The organism is Rhodococcus sp. ACS1 (assembly GCF_002300155.1).
GTDB lineage: Bacteria > Actinomycetota > Actinomycetes > Mycobacteriales > Mycobacteriaceae > Rhodococcus_F > Rhodococcus_F koreensis.
Genome location: NZ_NSDZ01000004.1, coordinates 574,582 through 591,215 on the forward strand (window position 1 = coordinate 574,582; position 16,634 = coordinate 591,215).

Below are 16,634 nucleotides of genomic sequence, written 5' to 3' on the forward strand. Positions count from 1 at the left end.
GCGCATGCTTGTTGCTCGTATGCGCACCGATTCGGCGTCCGGGGCCGCTGAGTCGCAGTTTCCTGACAGTAAACAGCGCTGTTACGATGCGGACGTGACGACTCGACCCGAGACCGAGGTTCACCGCGACACGGGAGACCCCGCGCCCGTCGAGCGGGAGGTGCCGTCCGACACGCCGACCGGGCCCGATCTCGAGAAGGTGATCGCCAGGCAGGTCCGGGCGCTCCGCAAGGCCAGCGGGCTGTCCGTCGGGGACATGGCGGCCAAGGTCGGGATCTCCAAGGCGATGCTGTCGAAGATCGAGAACTCGCAGACCTCGTGCAGTCTGTCGACACTGGCGCGTCTCGCGGCCGGACTCGACGTGCCGGTGACCTCCCTGTTCCGGGGTGCCGACACCGCCCGCGACGCTGTATACGTCGAGGCGGGCCACGGCGCGGTCATCGTCGGACGCGGCACCCGGGTGGGGCACCACTACGAACTCCTCGGCGCCCTGCGCGGGCAGCACAAGCGACTCGAACCGGTGCTGGTCACGCTCACCGATGCCAGCGAGACGTTCCCGCTGTTCCAGCACGCGGGCACCGAACTGCTCTACATGCTCGAGGGCGTCATGGTCTACGGGCACGGCGAGGCCGAGTACACGCTGCGACCGGGGGACTCGCTGCTCCTCGACGGCGAGGGCCTGCACGGTCCCAACGACCTCGTGCGGTTGCCCATCCGGTTCCTCGCCGTCACCGCGTACCCGGACCATCACGAGGAGTGACTCCTCCGACCGCGTTTTCGTCCTTCCTCCACGCCGGGTGCCGGGCGTAGAGTGGCGGGTGGTTCGAAAGGTCGTGGTAGCAATGTTGGCGACAGTTCAGATAGCGTCCGGTGGAAAAGCGGCGCTGCCCTTCGATCCTGCCGAGCCGGTCTACCTGGCCACCGCGGGCGCGATCGGGCTCTACTATTTCGATTACGGCACCGATGCGCGGATGAACGCGGATGATCACGGCGACTTCTACGTCGTTCAGATCCCGCTGTCGGGAACGGCCAGAATTACCTGTGGCGCAGAAGAGTTCGACTCGAGCATGTCGGTCGCGTCGATTCTGTCGCCGGGACGCCCAGCAAGCATGGAGTGGCACGAGGGGCAGTCTCAGCTGATCATCCGACTGTCGCGCGGCACCCTCGAAGAGCACCTGCAGGAAATTCTCGGGAGTCCACTCGATCAACCCCTACGATTCGAGCCGCAGATGGAACTCGCAAGCCCCGCTGTGCGCGGGTGGCGTGAGGCGGTCGAACTGCTCGAACACGAAGTCGCGAATCATGCAGCGATCACGGGCGATTCGGCCGCGATGGAGGAATTCGATCGAATCGTGCTCACCCAGTTCCTGTCCGCCCAGCCGAACAACTACAGCGACAGGCTTCGGAGTCTGGCTCAGAGCCTGACGTAGTCGGCGACGAAGGCAGGGCCCTGCCCGCGGAATGCTGCGGACAGGGCCTGGTCTGTGTGGCGCTGGATCAGGCCTTCGCGGGGTCTCCCACCGCTTCCGCGGTGATGGCTTCCGCGCCGAGCACCGCGTCTGCGCCGTGCTTGGATGCGCCGGTGAGGCCGACGGCGTCGAGCACGTAGGCCGTCTCGCCGTGGACGGATACGTCGAGGCCGTCGTATTCGCTGTCCTGGTCGGCCCGGATGCCCATGAACTTCTTCAGTGCCGCGGCGATCACCAGGGTGACGACGAAGCAGTAGGCGAGAACGGCTGCCACGGCGACGCATTGGCGCCACAGCACGTCGAAGCCGCCGCCGTAGAGGAGTCCCGCTGCGCCGTTGGGTGCGGCCGGATCCGCGAGGAACCCGATCAGGACGGTGCCGAGGATGCCGCCGACCAGGTGCACGCCGACGACGTCGAGCGCGTCGTCGTAGCCGAGCCGGTACTTCCAGGAGACCGCGAAGCAGCAGACCGCGCCGGCCGCGCCTCCGACGACCAGTGCGCCGAGGGGCGAGACGGCGCCGCAGGCGGGCGTGATGGCGACCAGGGCAGCGATCAGTCCGGATGCCGCGCCGAGCGACGTGGCCCGGCCTTCTCGCAGCTTCTCGACGGCCAGCCACGCGCAAATGCCTGCGCATGCCGCGGCGACGGTGTTGAGGATGACGACGGACGCGCTGTTGCCGGCGGACAGTGCCGAGCCGCCGTTGAATCCGAACCAGCCGAACAGCAGGATGCCGGCGCCGAGCATCGTCAGAGGAAGGCTGTGCGGGCGCGGCGAGACGGGGAACGTCTTGCGGGCCCCGAGAACCAGGACGACGGCGAGGGCGGCAACGCCGGCATTGATGTGCACCGCCGTGCCTCCGGCGAAGTCGATGGCGCCGAGGGTGTTGGCGATCCATCCACCGATCACCGATCCGTCCTCCGAGTCGAACGCGAAGACCCAGTGGGCGACGGGGAAGTAGACGAACGTGGCCCACAGTCCGGCGAACAGCATCCACGCGCCGAACTTCATCCGGTCGGCCAGTGCGCCCGAGATGAGGGCCACGGTGATGCCGGCGAACAACAGCTGGAATCCGGAGACCAGCGCGGGTGGCAGTCCGGGTTCGGCGGGGGCGTCCAGCAGCGCACTGGAGCCGAAGAACTCGAGGGGGTCGCCCAGGAGGCCGAGGCCGCCGAGGGAATTGCCGAGCACGGCCGAGTAGCCGAACACGATCCACAGCACGCCGACGACGGCGAACGCGCCGAACGTCATCATGGCCATGTTGAGCGTGTTGCGCACGCTGACCATCCCGCCGTAGAACATGGCCAGGCCCGGCACCATCAGGCTCACCGCCGTGAAGGCCGCCAGAATCCAGGCGGTGTCGGCCGCAGCGACTGCTTCGTTCATAGTCGTCCACCTTGATCGAGGATGGCGGGACACTCGCAGTGTCCGCCTATGGGAATCAATGTCTAGCGTCAGTGAACCAAAGCTGAGATTGCGAGTATGGTGCGTTGCGTGACGAATGCGTTAAGTATGGACATAGGAAACTATGTATCTTGTTAGTGGACTAGATGAGTGAGGAGGATTGGTGACAACAGCTCGCGAGGCACGCCTCATCCGTCGCGCGGATCGTCGCGTCACGCGGTGGGCCAACGGTGCAGGAACCACCGCGGAGATCGCCGCCGGTGCCGCGTCCCGGTGGCGGTTCAGCGTCGCGACGCTCGACGGGAGTTCGACGTTCTCGCCGTTCCCCGAGGTGGACCGCATCTTCACGGTGATCGGCGACCATCCGGTGTCCCTCGACTTCGGCGGTGGCCCGACCATGATTGCCCGTCTCGGCCCGACCCCCTTCGCCGGTGAGGACGGCCCCGTCTGCGTGGCGGCCGGGGCGACCGAGGCGTTCAACGTGATGGTCCACCGGTCCACGACTGCCGCCTCGGTGGAGATCGTCGAGATCGGGACGGCGCACGAGACAGCCGCGGACGGGCGGGTGGCCGTCCTCCTGCTGGTCCTGAGCGGAGGCCTCACGACGGACCTCGGGCCTCTCGAACCCGGCGACTGCCTGCTCGTCGAACACGGGTCCGTCCACCTGTCCGGACCGGCGTCGGTCGCTCTCGCCCAGATCCTCGACAGGTGAGCGGCAAAGTGTGCCGGGGCACACTTTGCCGCTCACCTGGGGGTCACCTCGCGGTCGAGAGAATCCGGCGCAGGCGCTCGATGGCGCGCTCGGTCGCGGGACGATCCTTCGCGACCAGCTGGTGCATGATGAAACCCTCGATCGCCGAATACACCAGCAGGGTCAGATCTTCGTCGGCGGTGATGCCCAGGCGGGTCAGTGCCTGGGACGTCGCCTCGATGTACGTGGCGTACAGCAGTTTCACGTGTGGATCGAGGCGCGGCGTTCGCCGGGATTCGAGCATCAGCTCGTACTGGAAGACCTGTAGGTCGGGGTCGCGGGCGACGAGGTCCGTGAGGTGCTCGACGAAATGGTCGAGTGACGACCCGTCGGCGATGTCGGCGAAGACGCTCGCGCTCTTGTCCAGCGCGTACCGGAGTGCGGCGTCGACGAGGGCATCCGTCGACGCGAAACTCTGCCGGACTTCCGCGTCCGTGATGCCCGCCTCCGCGGCGACGGCCCGGACCGTCAGACCGCGCAGACCGTCGCGGGCGATCACGGCGACTGTCGCGAGGACGAGGTCGAGAGCCACCTGATCGCTGCAGGGGACTGCCCGCCGCCGCCCGTCAGCCAGCGTCACAGTTCCACATCCCCGTGGGCGGCAAGCCATCTCATGCCGGGTTCCCGGGTGCGGCTGATGCCCTTGTACTCGGCCATGTCCACCGGCAGGTCCTCGAGGACCTTGTACAGCCGTGCACCCCACTCGGGGACGGACGCGACGTCGCGGAGCGGAAGCAGGTAGGTGCGGATGAGGAACATGACGGCGCCGGAGTGGGCGAGCCGGATCAGGTGCTGCACTTCGGTTCTCAGGAACAGTCGGTCGCCTACCTCGGCGAGCGGTCCGTCGGCGAGGGTGCGACGGTCCTTCCCCCACTCCGGATAGGTCTCGGTGGACGTGTCGAGTTTGCCGTCGACGGTCAGCGTCCAGTTGGTGCGCCGGTAGCTCTGGCCGGGTTCGAGCCGCATCAGGAAGTTGTGGGCGCGGGTGATGATCTTCTCGCTGTGGACACGCGGGACGGGGCCGTGGATCTCGAGGAAGCTCATCCCGACGTCGAATCCGAAGGACCAGTCCGCCGCGAACGTCACCAGTCCGGCATCGCCCCACAATGCGCCCTCGCGCTGATCGAGGAGCACGACGTCTTCCTGGATCTGGCCGCAGATGTACACCAGCGGCGGCGCCGGCAGCGTGGTGAGGTCGCCGAACACGAAGCTGTGCTCGATCCCGAGGAGGTCGTTCCGCCAGAACCAGGTGTCCCCGCGACGTTCGAGGGTCATGGTGTCGGGGTATTCGGCGGCGAGGGTACGCATCAGGGTGAGCATGGCGTCCCACGCGGCGGGGACCATGTGCGGCAGGCACTGGTGCCGCGACGGGTCCGCGGTGAGGATGCGTTCGCGCTCGGCGAGTTCGCGGTGGTAGTGGTCGTCGATGGTGATGCGGGTGTCACCCCAGCTGCCGGCGACGGTGTCGGTGGAGTTCCCGGCGGGCTCGACGTTGGTGCTGTAGCGGTACTGGTCGCGGGGAAAGGGGAAGGGAAAACGCGCGGTACGAGAGTCGGTCGAGGTCACAGTTCCAGCTCCAATCGGTCTCCTACGGCCCGTGACACGCACGGCATGATCGAATCTCCGGACGCCTTCTCCTCGTCGGTGAGGTACAGGTCGCGGTGCTCGACCTCGCCGCCGCGGACCGACAGCCGGCATTCGCCGCACACCCCCTGGCGGCACAAATTCGGGACGGCGATTCCCTTGTCCAGCAGGGCTTCGAGAAGGCTGGTGCCCGCGGGGACGGGGACGATCATCCCGGTGCGTCCGAGCTTGGCGGCGAACGGGTTTCCATCGGGCAGCGGGCCCGCGCCGAACGCCTCCGAGTGCACCCGGCCCGGCGGCCAGCCGCATTCGCGGGCCCACTCGGCGACCGCGGCGATCATCGGCGCGGGACCGCACGTGTAGACGTGGGTGCCGAGTGGTTGATCGGCCAGCGTCGGGACGAGGCGGCCCGCGAGTTCCCCGGGGGTGGACACCGTGACGAGCCGGTCGCCGCACAGCGCCGCCAGTTCGTCGGCATGCGCCCCCTGACGGTCGCGGAATGAGTAAATCACCTCGAACGAACGACCCCATTCGAGGGCAGCCCGCACGTGCGACAGGATGGGGGTGACGCCGATCCCGCCCGCGACCAGGATGTGGTGCCGGGCGTTGAGGATCGGCGCGAACGCGCTGCGCGGACAGCTCACCCGGACGGTCTGCCCCGGCTGGAGGTCGTGGACCCAGCGCGAACCGCCGCGCCCGTTCTCGTCGAGCCGGACCGAGATCGCGTAGTGGTCCGGCTCGATCGACGGCCCCGTCAGCGAGTACGAGTTGTGCCTGCCCTCGGACCAGTTCACCGCGATATGGCTACCCGGGGTGAACGTCGGCAGCGCGCGGCCGCCCGGGTCCGCGAGGACGACGTGCCGGACACCCGGGCACAGTAGCCGGACCTCGCGCACCATCAGGGTGAGCGCGCCGGTAACACCCTCGCCCGCAGCCGTTTCGAGCACCATGGTCATGGCAGTTCCTCCGCATCGGCTCGGTAACCCAGGTACGCGCTGTGGCGCCGGGAGAAGTGGTAGTAGACGGTCAGCTCTTCGGAACACCCCGTGCACGGGGTCTGCCCGCCCACGGCCACCGGAACGTTCGGCGACGTCGTGTGGCAGTGCGCGCAGTACACGTCGCGCACCCCGGTGTCCCCGTCGCTGATCACGGCGGCGATCTCCGCGGGCAACGCGCCCGCGGAGATCAGGCGGGAGCGCACCGCCCCCACCGTCCGCTCGGAACCCGCCACCACGAATCGCCACCCGATGCGCGCTTCGGACAGCAGGTCGTCGAGCCCGGATCCGTCGACGTTCTCGACGGCCAGCATGCGAGTCGGTACCGGGGCGACCCGCTCGGACAGCTCGCGCGGCACTCGATCGCCGACCGAACCGTCCGAGACGAGCACGTAGCAGGTGACGAGAGCGCCGGCCGCCAGGTCGTCGACGGCCGAGTAGTCGGACCGCCACCGTGGGACGCTCGTCGACCTCATCGAGACGGCCATCGCAGATCAGGGCGCGAAGGAACGGTGGCCGACGAAGTAGGCCAGCGCGCGGTCGGGGGTGGTGAAGCGGATGCGCGACCCCTTGGGGAAGAAGATCGCATCCTTCGCCTTCGCCACCTCGACCTGGCCGGTGTCGAGGTTCTCCAGGGTGAATTCGCCTTCGAGGACGACCTTCATCTCGTCGTACGCGTAGTAGTAGTCGAGCGGGGCGTCGGTGCGCTGAAGTTCGAAGTAGCCGGCCGACATCTCGGAGCCGTCCGGGTTGGCGAAGACGTCGTCGATGTATCCCTTGGTGCCCGGGTACTCCGCGACCGGCATTTGCGGCAGGTTCTCGTGGAATCCGGCGGTGACGCGGAACTGGACGGCGGTGGGCTTGTCGGTCGTGGTCATGGAGTCTCCTGTGAGAGGCGATGAGGGTGCTGAAGAGCGAATCCCCTGCGTGAAACTCGGGGTAGCAACAGGAAACCACATCGCATATTTCCACGGCGTAAATCTCGTCGGCGGTCCGGAGAGTGTGCAGTTCAGGACCGCATTATTCTGCCGAAGCCTCAGTTGCGCGGGAGATTTTGGTGATTCGGCCACAACATTGCCGTAACGCGATGGACATAGTAGAACTGTTTCATAGTGAACAACAGCGATTCATGACATGAAACGAACCGCTATCGCAGCCACCAGAGCCCGACCCCCCGGCCGAATGAAGGAAGCAACGTGACAGAGACAGCAAAGTTCGTGATCGTCGGTGGAGGACTCGAGGGTCTCGCCATCGCGTGGTCGCTCGCGGACCGAGGCGAGACCGACGTCCTGGTGCTCGAGCGTGACACCTTGTGCTCGGGCATGACCGGCAAGTCGTCCGGTGTGGTCCGGTGCCACTACGGGACGCCGTCGCTGGCGGCGATGTCCTGGTACGGCGTCGACATCTTCACCCGGGCCACCGAGATCTTCGGCGACGACATGGCGTTCCGTCAGTGCGGTTACGTGGTCGGCGTCGGCGAGAACAACATCGACCCGCTCAAGGCGAACGTCGCGATGATGCAGGGCCTCGGCATCGACGTCGACTACATCGGCCACGACAAGATGGCCGAGCTGTGGCCGGGGCTGCACCTCGACGACTTCGCCGCCTTCGCCTACGAGCCGCTCGGCGGCCGCGGCGAGGCGTACATGGCCGGCATGGCGTTCGGCGCGTCCGCCCGCAAGCTGGGCGTCACGATCCGCCAGAGCACGCCGGTGGCGTCACTGCTGCAGAATGCCGACGGCCGCGTCTACGGCGTGACCCTGGGTAACGGCGACGAGGTGCACGCCGAGCACGTGATCCTCGCGACCGGCCCGTGGGCGCCCGAACTCGGTGCCGGAGTCGGCGTCGACATCCCGGTGAAAGCCCAACGCGCGCAACTCGTCCTGATCGACCAGGGAGTTCCGACGCCGGAGGTGCCGGTGCTGTCGGACCTCGCCGGACTGCAGTACATCTGCCGTGAACCCAACGGCGAACTTCTCGTCGGGAACAGCGACCACGCCGCGCCCGAGTACATCGACCCCGACAAGTACAGCAACCGCGCAGACGACAGCACGATCGAGAAGAACATCATGAAGCTCGGCAACCGTCTGCCCGACATGCCGGACCCGCGCATCACGTCCTCGTACGTCGGCGCGTACGACGTCACCCCCGACTACAATCCGATCATCGGGCCCGCGCCCGTCGACGGGCTGTTCCTGGCCACCGGGTTCTCCGGTCACGGTTTCAAGATCTCACCCGCGGTCGGGCGCCTCGTCGCCGACATGCTGCTCGACGACGGCAAGACCACCCTCCCGAACGTCGAGCCGTCCGACTTCCGCTACTCGCGCTTCGAGGAGGGCGACCTCCTCTTCAGCCTGCACCCCTACGAGGGTGCCGGCGAGATGCGCTGACCCACAGACCACCTCACCCGTAGACCACCAGTTCAGGAGCTCCCCATGGCTGTCGACACTGCTGACGCGTTCACCGCGCAGAACATCGTGACATCCCCACCGCAGACCTTGTCCGAGGTGGCCCGGGCCACCGGAACCACCTTCATCCTCGCCCTGTTCGTCACCCTGTCCGGGAAGCCGTGCGCCAAACTCGTCCCGATCGAGGCCGTCGAGCAACTTCAGGACGACGGCGTGGGCTTCGCCGGCTACGCGGCCGGGCACATGGGGCAGGAACCCAAGGATTCCGATCTCGTTGCCGTGCCCGATGTCTCGTCGTTCACGCCGATCCCGTTCGTGAAGCCCGGACTCGCGATCGTGCACTGCGACCCCCACGTGGAGGGCACGCCGTGGCCGTATGCGCCGCGGGTGATCCTGAAGGAGACCCTGAAGAAGGCGGCCGACCTCGGTCTGTCCGTCAACGTCGGGGCGGAGATCGAGTACTTCCTCGTCAACCGCACCGGCGACGGTCCCCTCACCACCGCGGACACCGACGACGTCAGCCGTCAGCCGTGTTACGACGCCCGCGACGTCACCAGGATGTACGACCATCTCACCGAGGTGTCGCAGGCCATGAACACGCTCGGGTGGGGCAACTACGCCAACGACCACGAGGACGGCAACGGGCAGTTCGAGCAGAACTTCGACTACGCCGACGCGATGACCACCTCGGACCGGGTGATCACCGCCCGGTACCTGTTGTCGGTGATCGCCGAGAAGCGGGGCATGAAGGCCACGTTCATGCCCAAACCGTTCTCCGACCGCACCGGGTCGGGCATGCACCTGCACCTGTCGCTGTGGAACGACGGCGGTTCGGTGTTCCCGGACGGTGACGACCCCAAGGGACTCGGACTGTCGAAGACCGCGTACGCGTTCATCGCCGGCATTCTGGAGCATGCGTGCGCTCTGCAGGGCGTGATCGCCCCGACGGTCAACTCCTACAAGCGAACCGGTGCCACCTCGACGAGCAGCGGCGCCACCTGGTCGCCGCGGTACGCCACGTACGGTGGCAACGACCGCACCCACTACCTGCGGGTGCCGGACAAGAATCGGGTGGAACTGCGCGGCGGCGACGGCTCCGCCAACCCCTACCTCGCGGCCGCCACCGCGATCGCCGCCGGCCTGGACGGCATCGCCCGCGACCTCGACCCCGGCACACCCGGATCCGGCGACAGCCCCAGCGACATGCTGCCAATGACGCTGCTGCACGCCATGGACGCACTGGAATCGGATCCGATCGTGACGGGCGCCCTCGACGTCGCGGGCCCCGGCGTCGCCGAGTACTTCGCGAAACTCAAGCGCGAGGAATTCTTCGCCTGGCACAACACCGTCTCCCCCTGGGAACTCGACCACTACCTGACAGCGTTCTGACAGACCTCCCGAAAGGAGACATCCATGTGTGGAATCGTCGGACTTCACCTGCGTGAGCCGTCCCTCTACCCACAACTAGGCGCCCTGCTCACCGACATGCTCGCGCAGATGTGCGACCGCGGCCCCGATTCCGCCGGCATGGCCATCTACGGCGACCGGACCTGGTCCCCGGAAGGGGAGTCGACGGTCTCCCTGCTCGACTGCCCCATCCCCGCAGCGGATCTCGCCGCGACGCTGTCGTCCACCCTCGACACGACCATCACCGGACTCGACCTGGATCCGACCACGATCCTGCACGGGGTCGTCGGCGCGGAGGATCTCGTGGCGGCTGTGCGCAGTGTCGTCCCCACGGCACGGGTCATCGGCTTCGGAAACGATCTCACCGTCCTCAAGGGCGTCGGGAACCCCGTCGATCTGGCGAACCGGTTCGGGCTGCCCGCCGCCACCGGCTGGCAGGGCGTCGCCCATACCCGGATGGCCACCGAATCCGCCGTCACCGCCGAGGGTTCGCACCCGTTCTCCGTCGGCCCCGACGAGTGCCTGGTGCACAACGGGTCCTTCTCGAACCACATGAGCATCAAGCACCAGCTCGAGCGCGACGGTGTCGTGTTCGACAGCGCCAACGACACCGAGGTCGGGGCGCGGTTCGTCGCCAAGCAGCTCGCCGAGGGCGTCGATCTGGAGAAGGCGCTCCTGATGCTGAACGAGACGTTCGACGGCTTCTACACCCTCCTCGTCTCGACCGCCGACTCGTTCGCCGTGGTCCGCGACGCCATCTCCTGCAAACCCGCCGTCATCGCCGAGACCGACCAGTGGGTCGCGATGGCCTCCGAATACCGCGCCCTGGCGAACCTGCCCGGCGTCGAGAACGCCCGAATCTTCGAGCCCGAACCGGAAGAGGTGTACGTATGGCACCGGTAGCCACCACCGAAGCAACTGTCCTGGACCTCGCGTCGTCGAGCACCCGGGCCGTCAACGAGCGGCTCACCTCGCCCGAGGCGCCGAGGACGGTCACCGTCACCGGCCCCCAGGGTGCGCACGCTCTCGCCTGCGGCCTTGACTCGGACATCGACGTCACGATCGAGGGCCACGTCGGCTACTACTGCGCCGGCATGAACCAGCAGGCCACCGTGACCGTGACCGGCAACGCCGGCGTCGGGGTCGCCGAGAACATGATGTCGGGGACGGTGCACGTCAAGGGCGACGCGTCGCAGTCCGCCGGCGCCACCGCCCACGGCGGGTTGCTCGTGATCGACGGCAATGCCGCCGCCCGCTGCGGCATCTCGATGAAGGGCGTCGACATCGTCGTCGGCGGCAACATCGGGCACATGTCCGCGTTCATGGGTCAGGCCGGACGTCTCGTCGTCCTCGGCGACGCCGGCGAGGCCCTCGGCGACTCGCTGTACGAGGCCCGGATCTATGTGCGCGGCACCGTCGCCTCCCTCGGCGCCGACTGCATCAAGAAGGAGATGCGCGAAGAGCACCTGACGGAACTGCGGGATCTGCTGGATCAGGCCGGTTTCGACGCCGACCCGTCCGAGTTCACCCGCTACGGCTCCGCCCGCAAGCTCTACAACTTCCACGTCGACAACGCCAGCGCGTACTAGGAGACCCGTCATGAACACCCCGAACCCGGCCCTGCGCGAATCGGCGACCTTCGACCGCGGCGTCATCTCCGAGATCCAGCGGGCCGCCGAGACCGGCATCTACGACATCCGCGGCTGGGGCGCCAAGCGCAGGCTGCCCCACTTCGACGACCTGCTGTTCCTCGGGGCATCGATGTCGCGGTACCCGCTCGAGGGGTACCGCGAAAAGTGCGACACGGACGTCGTGCTGGGTGACCGCAACGCGAAGTTCCCGCTGCACCTCGACATCCCGATCACCATCGCCGGCATGAGCTTCGGTGCGCTGTCCGGGCAGGCGAAGGAAGCGCTCGGCCGCGGCGCCAGCGAGGTCGGCACGTCCACCACCACCGGTGACGGCGGCATGACCCCGGAGGAGCGGGGACAGTCGAAGAACCTCGTCTACCAGTACCTCCCGTCGCGGTACGGGATGAACCCTGACGACCTGCGCAAGGCCGACGCCATCGAGATCGTCCTCGGGCAAGGCGCCAAGCCGGGTGGCGGCGGAATGCTGCTGGGGCAGAAGATCACCGAACGCGTCGCCGGGATGCGCACCCTCCCCATGGGTGTCGATCAGCGGTCGGCGTGTCGTCACCCCGACTGGACCGGTCCCGACGACCTCGCCATCAAGATCATCGAACTGCGCGAGATCACCAACTGGGAGAAGCCGATCTACATCAAGGTCGGTGCCACCCGCACCTACTACGACGTGAAGCTCGCCGTGAAGGCCGGGGCCGACGTCGTCGTCGTCGACGGCATGCAGGGCGGCACCGCCGCCACCCAGGACGTGTTCATCGAGCACGTCGGCATCCCCACCCTCGCTGCGATCCCGCAGGCCGTCCAGGCGCTGCAGGAACTCGGGGTGCACCGCAAGGTCCAACTCATCGTGTCGGGCGGCATCCGCAGCGGCGCGGACGTCGCGAAGGCCATGGCCCTCGGTGCGGACGCCGTCGCGATCGGCACCGCCGCCCTGATCGCGTTGGGAGACAACAGTCCCCGCTACGCGAAGCAGTACGAGGAACTCGGCTCCGCCGCCGGGTTCTACGACGACTTCCAGGCCGGGAAGGACCCCGCCGGGATCACCACCCAGGACCCGGAACTGTCGAAGAACCTCGACCCCGTCGAGGGCGGACGGCGGCTCGCCAACTACCTGCGGGTCCTCACCATGGAAGCGCAGACCCTGGCCCGCGCCTGCGGCAAGTCGCACCTGCGCAACCTCGAACCGGAGGACCTCGTCGCCCTCACCGTCGAGGCGTCCGCCATGGCCCGCGTGCCCCTCGCCGGAACCACCTGGATTCCGGGAGCCCTGTAGGCGGCTCCGCCACCCGTGCGCCTTTTTGGTAGCTGGAACAACCAGAAAGGCGCACGGGCGCGAAGCGCCTATTCCTACGAGTAGAGGACCCAATACATGACTTCGTTCGATTCGCTGTGGGCGACCATTCTCGATGTCGGTCAGCACAAGTCGACGCGCGGGTACCGCCGCTTCGCGTGGAACGACTCCGACATGACGCTGCGCGAATGGTTCGGCGACTGCGCCCGGCAGCGGGGGATGAGCGTCGAGGAAGACCGCAACGGCAACCTGTGGGCCTGGTGGATGCCGGAGGGATGGGACGGCGATCCACGCGACAGTTTCGTCACCGGATCGCACCTCGACTCCGTGCCTGACGGCGGCGCCTACGACGGACCCCTTGGGGTCGTGTCGGCGTTCGCGGCGATCGACCTGGTGCGGGAACGGGGGATCGTGCCGACGCGTCCGGTGGCGGTCACGGCGTTCTCCGACGAGGAGGGTGCGCGATTCGGTGTCGCCTGCGTCGGCTCGCAACTGTCCACCGGGGCGGTGGCACCCGCCCGTGCCCTGGCTCTGCGGGACAGCGACGGCATCAGCCTCGGCGAGGCACTGATCTCCGCCGGCCGCGACCCACACCATCTCGGCGAGGATCCCGACCTCGTCGACCGCGTCGGCGTGTACGTCGAACTGCACGTCGAGCAGGGGCGCGCCCTCGATCTGATCGACAGCCCCATCGCCGTGGCCTCGTCGATCTGGCCGCACGGCCGGTGGCAGTTCGTGTTCTCCGGGGAGGCCAACCATGCAGGCGCCACCCGGTTGGTCGACCGCCGCGACCCGATGCTCGCGTTCGCGTCCTCGGTCCACACCGCACGGTCCGCCGCGGCGCTGCACGAGGCGGTCGCCACGTTCGGCAAGGTGCGGGTACTTCCCAACGGTGCCAATGCCATTCCGTCGGAGGTGCGGGCGTGGCTCGACGCCCGGGCCGCCGACGAGGAGACGCTGACGAAACTGGTGCAGCAGATCACCGCCGAGGCGCAGGCCTACGCGGCCGCCGACGGCATCGGTCTCGAGGTCGACGCCGAATCGGTGACACCGATCGTCGACTTCCCGCACGACATCCGGGAGCGACTGCGCCGGTCCCTCGCTCACCTAGGCGACATCCCCGTCCTCCCGACCGCGGCCGGCCACGACGCGGGGATCCTGTCGGCGAAGGTACCCACCGCGATGATGTTCGTCCGCAACCCGACCGGTGTGTCCCACTCGCCCGACGAGTTCGCCGAAGCCGACGACTGCAACCGTGGCGCGGAGGCGCTGGCGGACGTGATGGCCGACTGGGTGACCGCCACCTGACCCCCATGTGAGTGGCAAAGCGTGCCGGGGCACTCTTTGCCACTCAGTGATACTGGTTGGGTTCGTTGACGCGGCCGGTCTGACTCGTTGCCACTCTGACGCCCGCAAGGACTGTCCTTCACGTGATGTGTCGACCGACCGCGTCGACGAACACACGCGGCCGGTCGGGCGGAGTGACCTGATAGGAGCCTGACTTCGACAAGTCCCATCACTGAGTTGTCCGCCGTTCCCGACCGGTGCGTGGCCACCAGATGAAAGGGACAGCCATGACCAGCATGACCGAAACCCCGCCGGATGTCAGCCTGACCATCCACGCCGGCGTCGACACCCACAAACACACCCACCACGCCGCGATCGTCGACCACCTCGGTCGCCCCCTCGCCGACCGCGAGTTCCCCGCCCCCGACGCCGGCTACCACCAACTCCTGAGCTGGCTCGCCGGCACCGGCATCATCGCCTCCGTCGGTGTCGAGGGCACCGGCAGCTACGGCGCCGGCCTCACCCACGTGTTGCACGACGCCGGCCTCACCGTCGTCGAGGTCGACCGCCCCGACCGTCGTTCCCGACGGCGGCACGGCAAATCCGACCCGCTCGACGCCTACGCCGCCGCCACCGCGGCCCTGACCGGACGCGCCACCACCGTCCCCAAGACCCACGGCGGGGACGTCGAGGCAATCCGGTTCCTGCACAACGCCCGCCGCAGCGTGATCAAGTCCCGGGCCGAGGCGATCACCACCCTCAAGGCGATGATCGTGAACGCACCCGAACCCCTCCGCGCCGCCCTGCGCGGGCTGTCCGACCCCGCCCTGTTCGCCGCCTGTGCCGCGCTGCGTCCCGGCCCGATCGTCCCCGGCGACCTGACCGCGGCCGCCAAGACGGCGTTGCGGTCCCTCGCCCGCCGGATCCGCGCCCTCACCGCCGAGGGTCGGGCCCTGCGCACGAACATCGCGGCCCTGGTCGCCCACACCGCACCACGGCTGCTCGAACGGTGCGGCGTCGGTGTCGAGACCGCCGCCCAGCTGCTGATCACCGCCGGCGACAACCCGGGCCGCATCACCTCCGAGGGTGCCTTCGCGAACCTCTGCGGGGTCGCCCCGATCCCGGCGTCGTCCGGGCAGACGACCCGGCACCGCCTCAACCGGGGCGGTGACCGGCAAGCCAACCGGGCACTGCACGTGATCGTGCTCTCCAGACTCAAGTACGACGACCGCACCCGCGCCTACCGGGACAAACGACTCGCCCAAAGCAAAAGCAAACGCGACATCATCCGCTGCCTCAAACGAGCCGTCGCCCGAGAAATCTTCGCCCTCCTCAACCCCGCAAACCCGGGTTGACACTCATAGGAGCATCACGTGCGGCGCGCCCCTCGGGTCAGGGACGTGCCGCACGTGCAGCACCAGTAGGCGATTCGGAACGCTATCCGACCACGGCGGCCGGGCTGCGCCGCGGCACCCTTCCTTTGTCGGCGGTGAGCGTGGCGGGGTTTGCCACCTCTCGCATCATCCTGCTCGCTATCTGACAGGTGCGGGATTCGAGCCGGTCAGCAGCAGGTGGCCGGCGTCGACGGGGATGGTCACGCCTGTCACCGACGCGGCGAGGTCGGAGTTCAGGTAGAGCGCAGTATCCGCGATGACCTGCGGCGGCATGAACGTCGTGCCCTTGAGGGCGTGGAAGTGATAGCCGCCCTCGATCATGTCGGCCTCGGTCCCGCCCTCGTGGCCGGCGAACATGTCCCAGGCGCCCTGGTGGTCGGTCATCGGTGTCTTGATCGCTCCCGGGTTGATCGAGTTGCACCGGATCCCGTACGGCGCCAGCTCGAGCGCAATGTTCTTCATCAATCCGATCACGCCGTGCTTGGCCGTGACGTAGTGCGCGTAGTTCATGCCCGGCTCCAGTCCGTTGACCGAGGACGTGATGACGATGGACCCGCTTCGGCGCTCGATCATGTGTGGTGCCACGGCCTTCGCGGACTTCCACACGCCGGTCAGGTTGACGCCCATCATCTCTTCCCAGTCGTCTTCGCTGAGCTCCCAGAACGGTGCCTGTGTCCAGATACCCGCATTGGCGATCAGGATGTCGATCTTTCCGAACGTCGAGATGGTCTGGGTGACTGCGTCGTCGAGTGAAGCCTGCGACCGCACGTCAACCTCGAACGACAGCGCCCGGCGCCCGAGGGCCTCGACCTGCGCAACCGTCTCGGCGAGGTCGGATCCGTCCGCCATCTTGTACGGCACGGTGCCCATCTGGGCGGCGATGTCGATGACCACGACGTCCGCGCCCTCGCGCGCCGAGGTTACAGCGTGCGCGCGCCCCTGGCCGCGTGCTCCACCGGTGATGAATGCGACCTTCCCGTCCAGCATTCCCATGATTACCTCC

General features: G+C 67.8%; 17 protein-coding genes. 10 read left to right on the forward strand and 7 right to left on the reverse strand.

Features of this window, described 5'->3' with window-relative positions:
- Positions 1-94 precede the first annotated feature (94 nt).
- Positions 95-760 (forward strand): XRE family transcriptional regulator, encoded by a 666-nt coding sequence (locus CJ179_RS14955; RefSeq protein ID WP_012689757.1) that lies wholly within the window; start codon positions 95-97, stop codon positions 758-760.
- Between the two features lie 82 nt (positions 761-842).
- Entirely contained in the window at positions 843-1,430 is a 588-nt protein-coding gene (locus tag CJ179_RS14960) for a transcriptional regulator (protein WP_072937014.1), read from the forward strand.
- Between the two features lie 67 nt (positions 1,431-1,497).
- Here the strand turns inward: CJ179_RS14960 and CJ179_RS14965 are convergent, their stop codons facing one another.
- Positions 1,498-2,853, reverse strand: coding sequence for an ammonium transporter (locus tag CJ179_RS14965; RefSeq protein WP_095862086.1), 1,356 nt, complete (start codon positions 2,851-2,853; stop codon positions 1,498-1,500).
- Positions 2,854-3,034: 181 nt separating this feature from the next.
- Between CJ179_RS14965 and CJ179_RS14970 the strand changes: the two genes are divergently transcribed.
- Positions 3,035-3,583, forward strand: coding sequence for a HutD family protein (locus CJ179_RS14970; RefSeq protein ID WP_072937016.1), 549 nt, complete (start codon positions 3,035-3,037; stop codon positions 3,581-3,583).
- A 43-nt stretch (positions 3,584-3,626) separates the two neighbouring features.
- Here the strand turns inward: CJ179_RS14970 and CJ179_RS14975 are convergent, their stop codons facing one another.
- Genes CJ179_RS14975 through CJ179_RS14995 form a run of 5 tightly spaced genes read right to left on the reverse strand, consistent with a single transcriptional unit; the run spans position 3,627 to position 7,079 of the window.
- Positions 3,627-4,202 carry a TetR/AcrR family transcriptional regulator gene (locus CJ179_RS14975; protein ID WP_095862087.1) on the reverse strand — a complete coding sequence of 192 codons (576 nt, stop codon included), beginning with the start codon at positions 4,200-4,202 and terminating at the stop codon, positions 3,627-3,629.
- Positions 4,199-5,188, reverse strand: coding sequence for a DUF3445 domain-containing protein (locus tag CJ179_RS14980; protein ID WP_095862088.1), 990 nt, complete (start codon positions 5,186-5,188; stop codon positions 4,199-4,201). The genes CJ179_RS14975 and CJ179_RS14980 overlap by 4 nt, the downstream gene beginning before the upstream one ends.
- Positions 5,185-6,162, reverse strand: a complete 978-nt coding sequence (locus CJ179_RS14985) for a PDR/VanB family oxidoreductase (protein WP_095862089.1) — start codon at positions 6,160-6,162, stop codon at positions 5,185-5,187. Before CJ179_RS14985 ends, CJ179_RS14980 begins: the two co-directional genes overlap by 4 nt.
- A complete protein-coding gene (locus CJ179_RS14990) occupies positions 6,159-6,677 on the reverse strand; it encodes a dimethylamine monooxygenase subunit DmmA family protein (protein WP_241031344.1) in 519 nt (172 codons plus the stop codon). The genes CJ179_RS14985 and CJ179_RS14990 overlap by 4 nt, the downstream gene beginning before the upstream one ends.
- A gap of 18 nt (positions 6,678-6,695) precedes the next feature.
- Positions 6,696-7,079, reverse strand: coding sequence for an ethanolamine utilization protein (locus tag CJ179_RS14995; protein ID WP_095862090.1), 384 nt, complete (start codon positions 7,077-7,079; stop codon positions 6,696-6,698).
- Between the two features lie 318 nt (positions 7,080-7,397).
- Between CJ179_RS14995 and CJ179_RS15000 the strand changes: the two genes are divergently transcribed.
- The 7 genes from CJ179_RS15000 to CJ179_RS15030 all read left to right on the forward strand — a co-directional run bounded on the left by CJ179_RS15000 (position 7,398) and on the right by CJ179_RS15030 (position 15,592).
- A complete protein-coding gene (locus tag CJ179_RS15000; RefSeq protein ID WP_095862091.1) occupies positions 7,398-8,591 on the forward strand; it encodes an FAD-binding oxidoreductase in 1,194 nt (397 codons plus the stop codon).
- 45 nt (positions 8,592-8,636) lie between these two features.
- On the forward strand, positions 8,637-9,998 hold the full coding sequence (gene glnT, locus CJ179_RS15005; protein WP_095862092.1) for a type III glutamate--ammonia ligase: 1,362 nt from the start codon (positions 8,637-8,639) through the stop codon (positions 9,996-9,998).
- Positions 9,999-10,022: 24 nt separating this feature from the next.
- Positions 10,023-10,919, forward strand: a complete 897-nt coding sequence (locus CJ179_RS15010) for a glutamine amidotransferase family protein (protein WP_095862093.1) — start codon at positions 10,023-10,025, stop codon at positions 10,917-10,919.
- Complete coding sequence (locus CJ179_RS15015) at positions 10,907-11,605, forward strand: protein glxC (RefSeq protein WP_072937025.1); 699 nt, start codon at positions 10,907-10,909, stop codon at positions 11,603-11,605. Before CJ179_RS15010 ends, CJ179_RS15015 begins: the two co-directional genes overlap by 13 nt.
- A 10-nt stretch (positions 11,606-11,615) precedes the next feature.
- Positions 11,616-12,932 (forward strand): FMN-binding glutamate synthase family protein, encoded by a 1,317-nt coding sequence (locus tag CJ179_RS15020; protein ID WP_072937026.1) that lies wholly within the window; start codon positions 11,616-11,618, stop codon positions 12,930-12,932.
- Between the two features lie 96 nt (positions 12,933-13,028).
- Entirely contained in the window at positions 13,029-14,258 is a 1,230-nt protein-coding gene (locus tag CJ179_RS15025) for an allantoate amidohydrolase (RefSeq protein ID WP_095862094.1), read from the forward strand.
- A 266-nt stretch (positions 14,259-14,524) separates the two neighbouring features.
- The gene (locus CJ179_RS15030; RefSeq protein WP_143548902.1) at positions 14,525-15,592 is read left to right on the forward strand and encodes an IS110 family transposase; all 1,068 of its coding nucleotides are present in this window, start codon (positions 14,525-14,527) and stop codon (positions 15,590-15,592) included.
- Positions 15,593-15,769: 177 nt separating this feature from the next.
- Here the strand turns inward: CJ179_RS15030 and CJ179_RS15035 are convergent, their stop codons facing one another.
- Positions 15,770-16,624: a mycofactocin-coupled SDR family oxidoreductase gene (locus tag CJ179_RS15035; RefSeq protein WP_095862095.1), complete on the reverse strand. Its 855-nt coding sequence runs from the start codon at positions 16,622-16,624 to the stop codon at positions 15,770-15,772.
- Positions 16,625-16,634 lie beyond the last annotated feature (10 nt).

Bases quoted from the DNA above. Each gene is read 5' to 3' on its own strand.
- CJ179_RS14960 (WP_072937014.1), top strand. From the start codon at position 843: ATGTTGGCGACAGTTCAGATAGCGTCCGGTGGAAAAGCGGCGCTGCCC.
- CJ179_RS14965 (WP_095862086.1), bottom strand. From the start codon at position 2,853: ATGAACGAAGCAGTCGCTGCGGCCGACACCGCCTGGATTCTGGCGGCC.
- CJ179_RS14985 (WP_095862089.1), bottom strand. From the start codon at position 6,162: ATGACCATGGTGCTCGAAACGGCTGCGGGCGAGGGTGTTACCGGCGCG.
- CJ179_RS14990 (WP_241031344.1), bottom strand. From the start codon at position 6,677: ATGAGGTCGACGAGCGTCCCACGGTGGCGGTCCGACTACTCGGCCGTC.
- CJ179_RS14995 (WP_095862090.1), bottom strand. From the start codon at position 7,079: ATGACCACGACCGACAAGCCCACCGCCGTCCAGTTCCGCGTCACCGCC.
- glnT (WP_095862092.1), top strand. From the start codon at position 8,637: ATGGCTGTCGACACTGCTGACGCGTTCACCGCGCAGAACATCGTGACA.
- CJ179_RS15010 (WP_095862093.1), top strand. From the start codon at position 10,023: ATGTGTGGAATCGTCGGACTTCACCTGCGTGAGCCGTCCCTCTACCCA.
- CJ179_RS15015 (WP_072937025.1), top strand. From the start codon at position 10,907: ATGGCACCGGTAGCCACCACCGAAGCAACTGTCCTGGACCTCGCGTCG.
- CJ179_RS15020 (WP_072937026.1), top strand. From the start codon at position 11,616: ATGAACACCCCGAACCCGGCCCTGCGCGAATCGGCGACCTTCGACCGC.
- CJ179_RS15025 (WP_095862094.1), top strand. From the start codon at position 13,029: ATGACTTCGTTCGATTCGCTGTGGGCGACCATTCTCGATGTCGGTCAG.
- CJ179_RS15030 (WP_143548902.1), top strand. From the start codon at position 14,525: ATGACCAGCATGACCGAAACCCCGCCGGATGTCAGCCTGACCATCCAC.
- CJ179_RS15035 (WP_095862095.1), bottom strand. From the start codon at position 16,624: ATGGGAATGCTGGACGGGAAGGTCGCATTCATCACCGGTGGAGCACGC.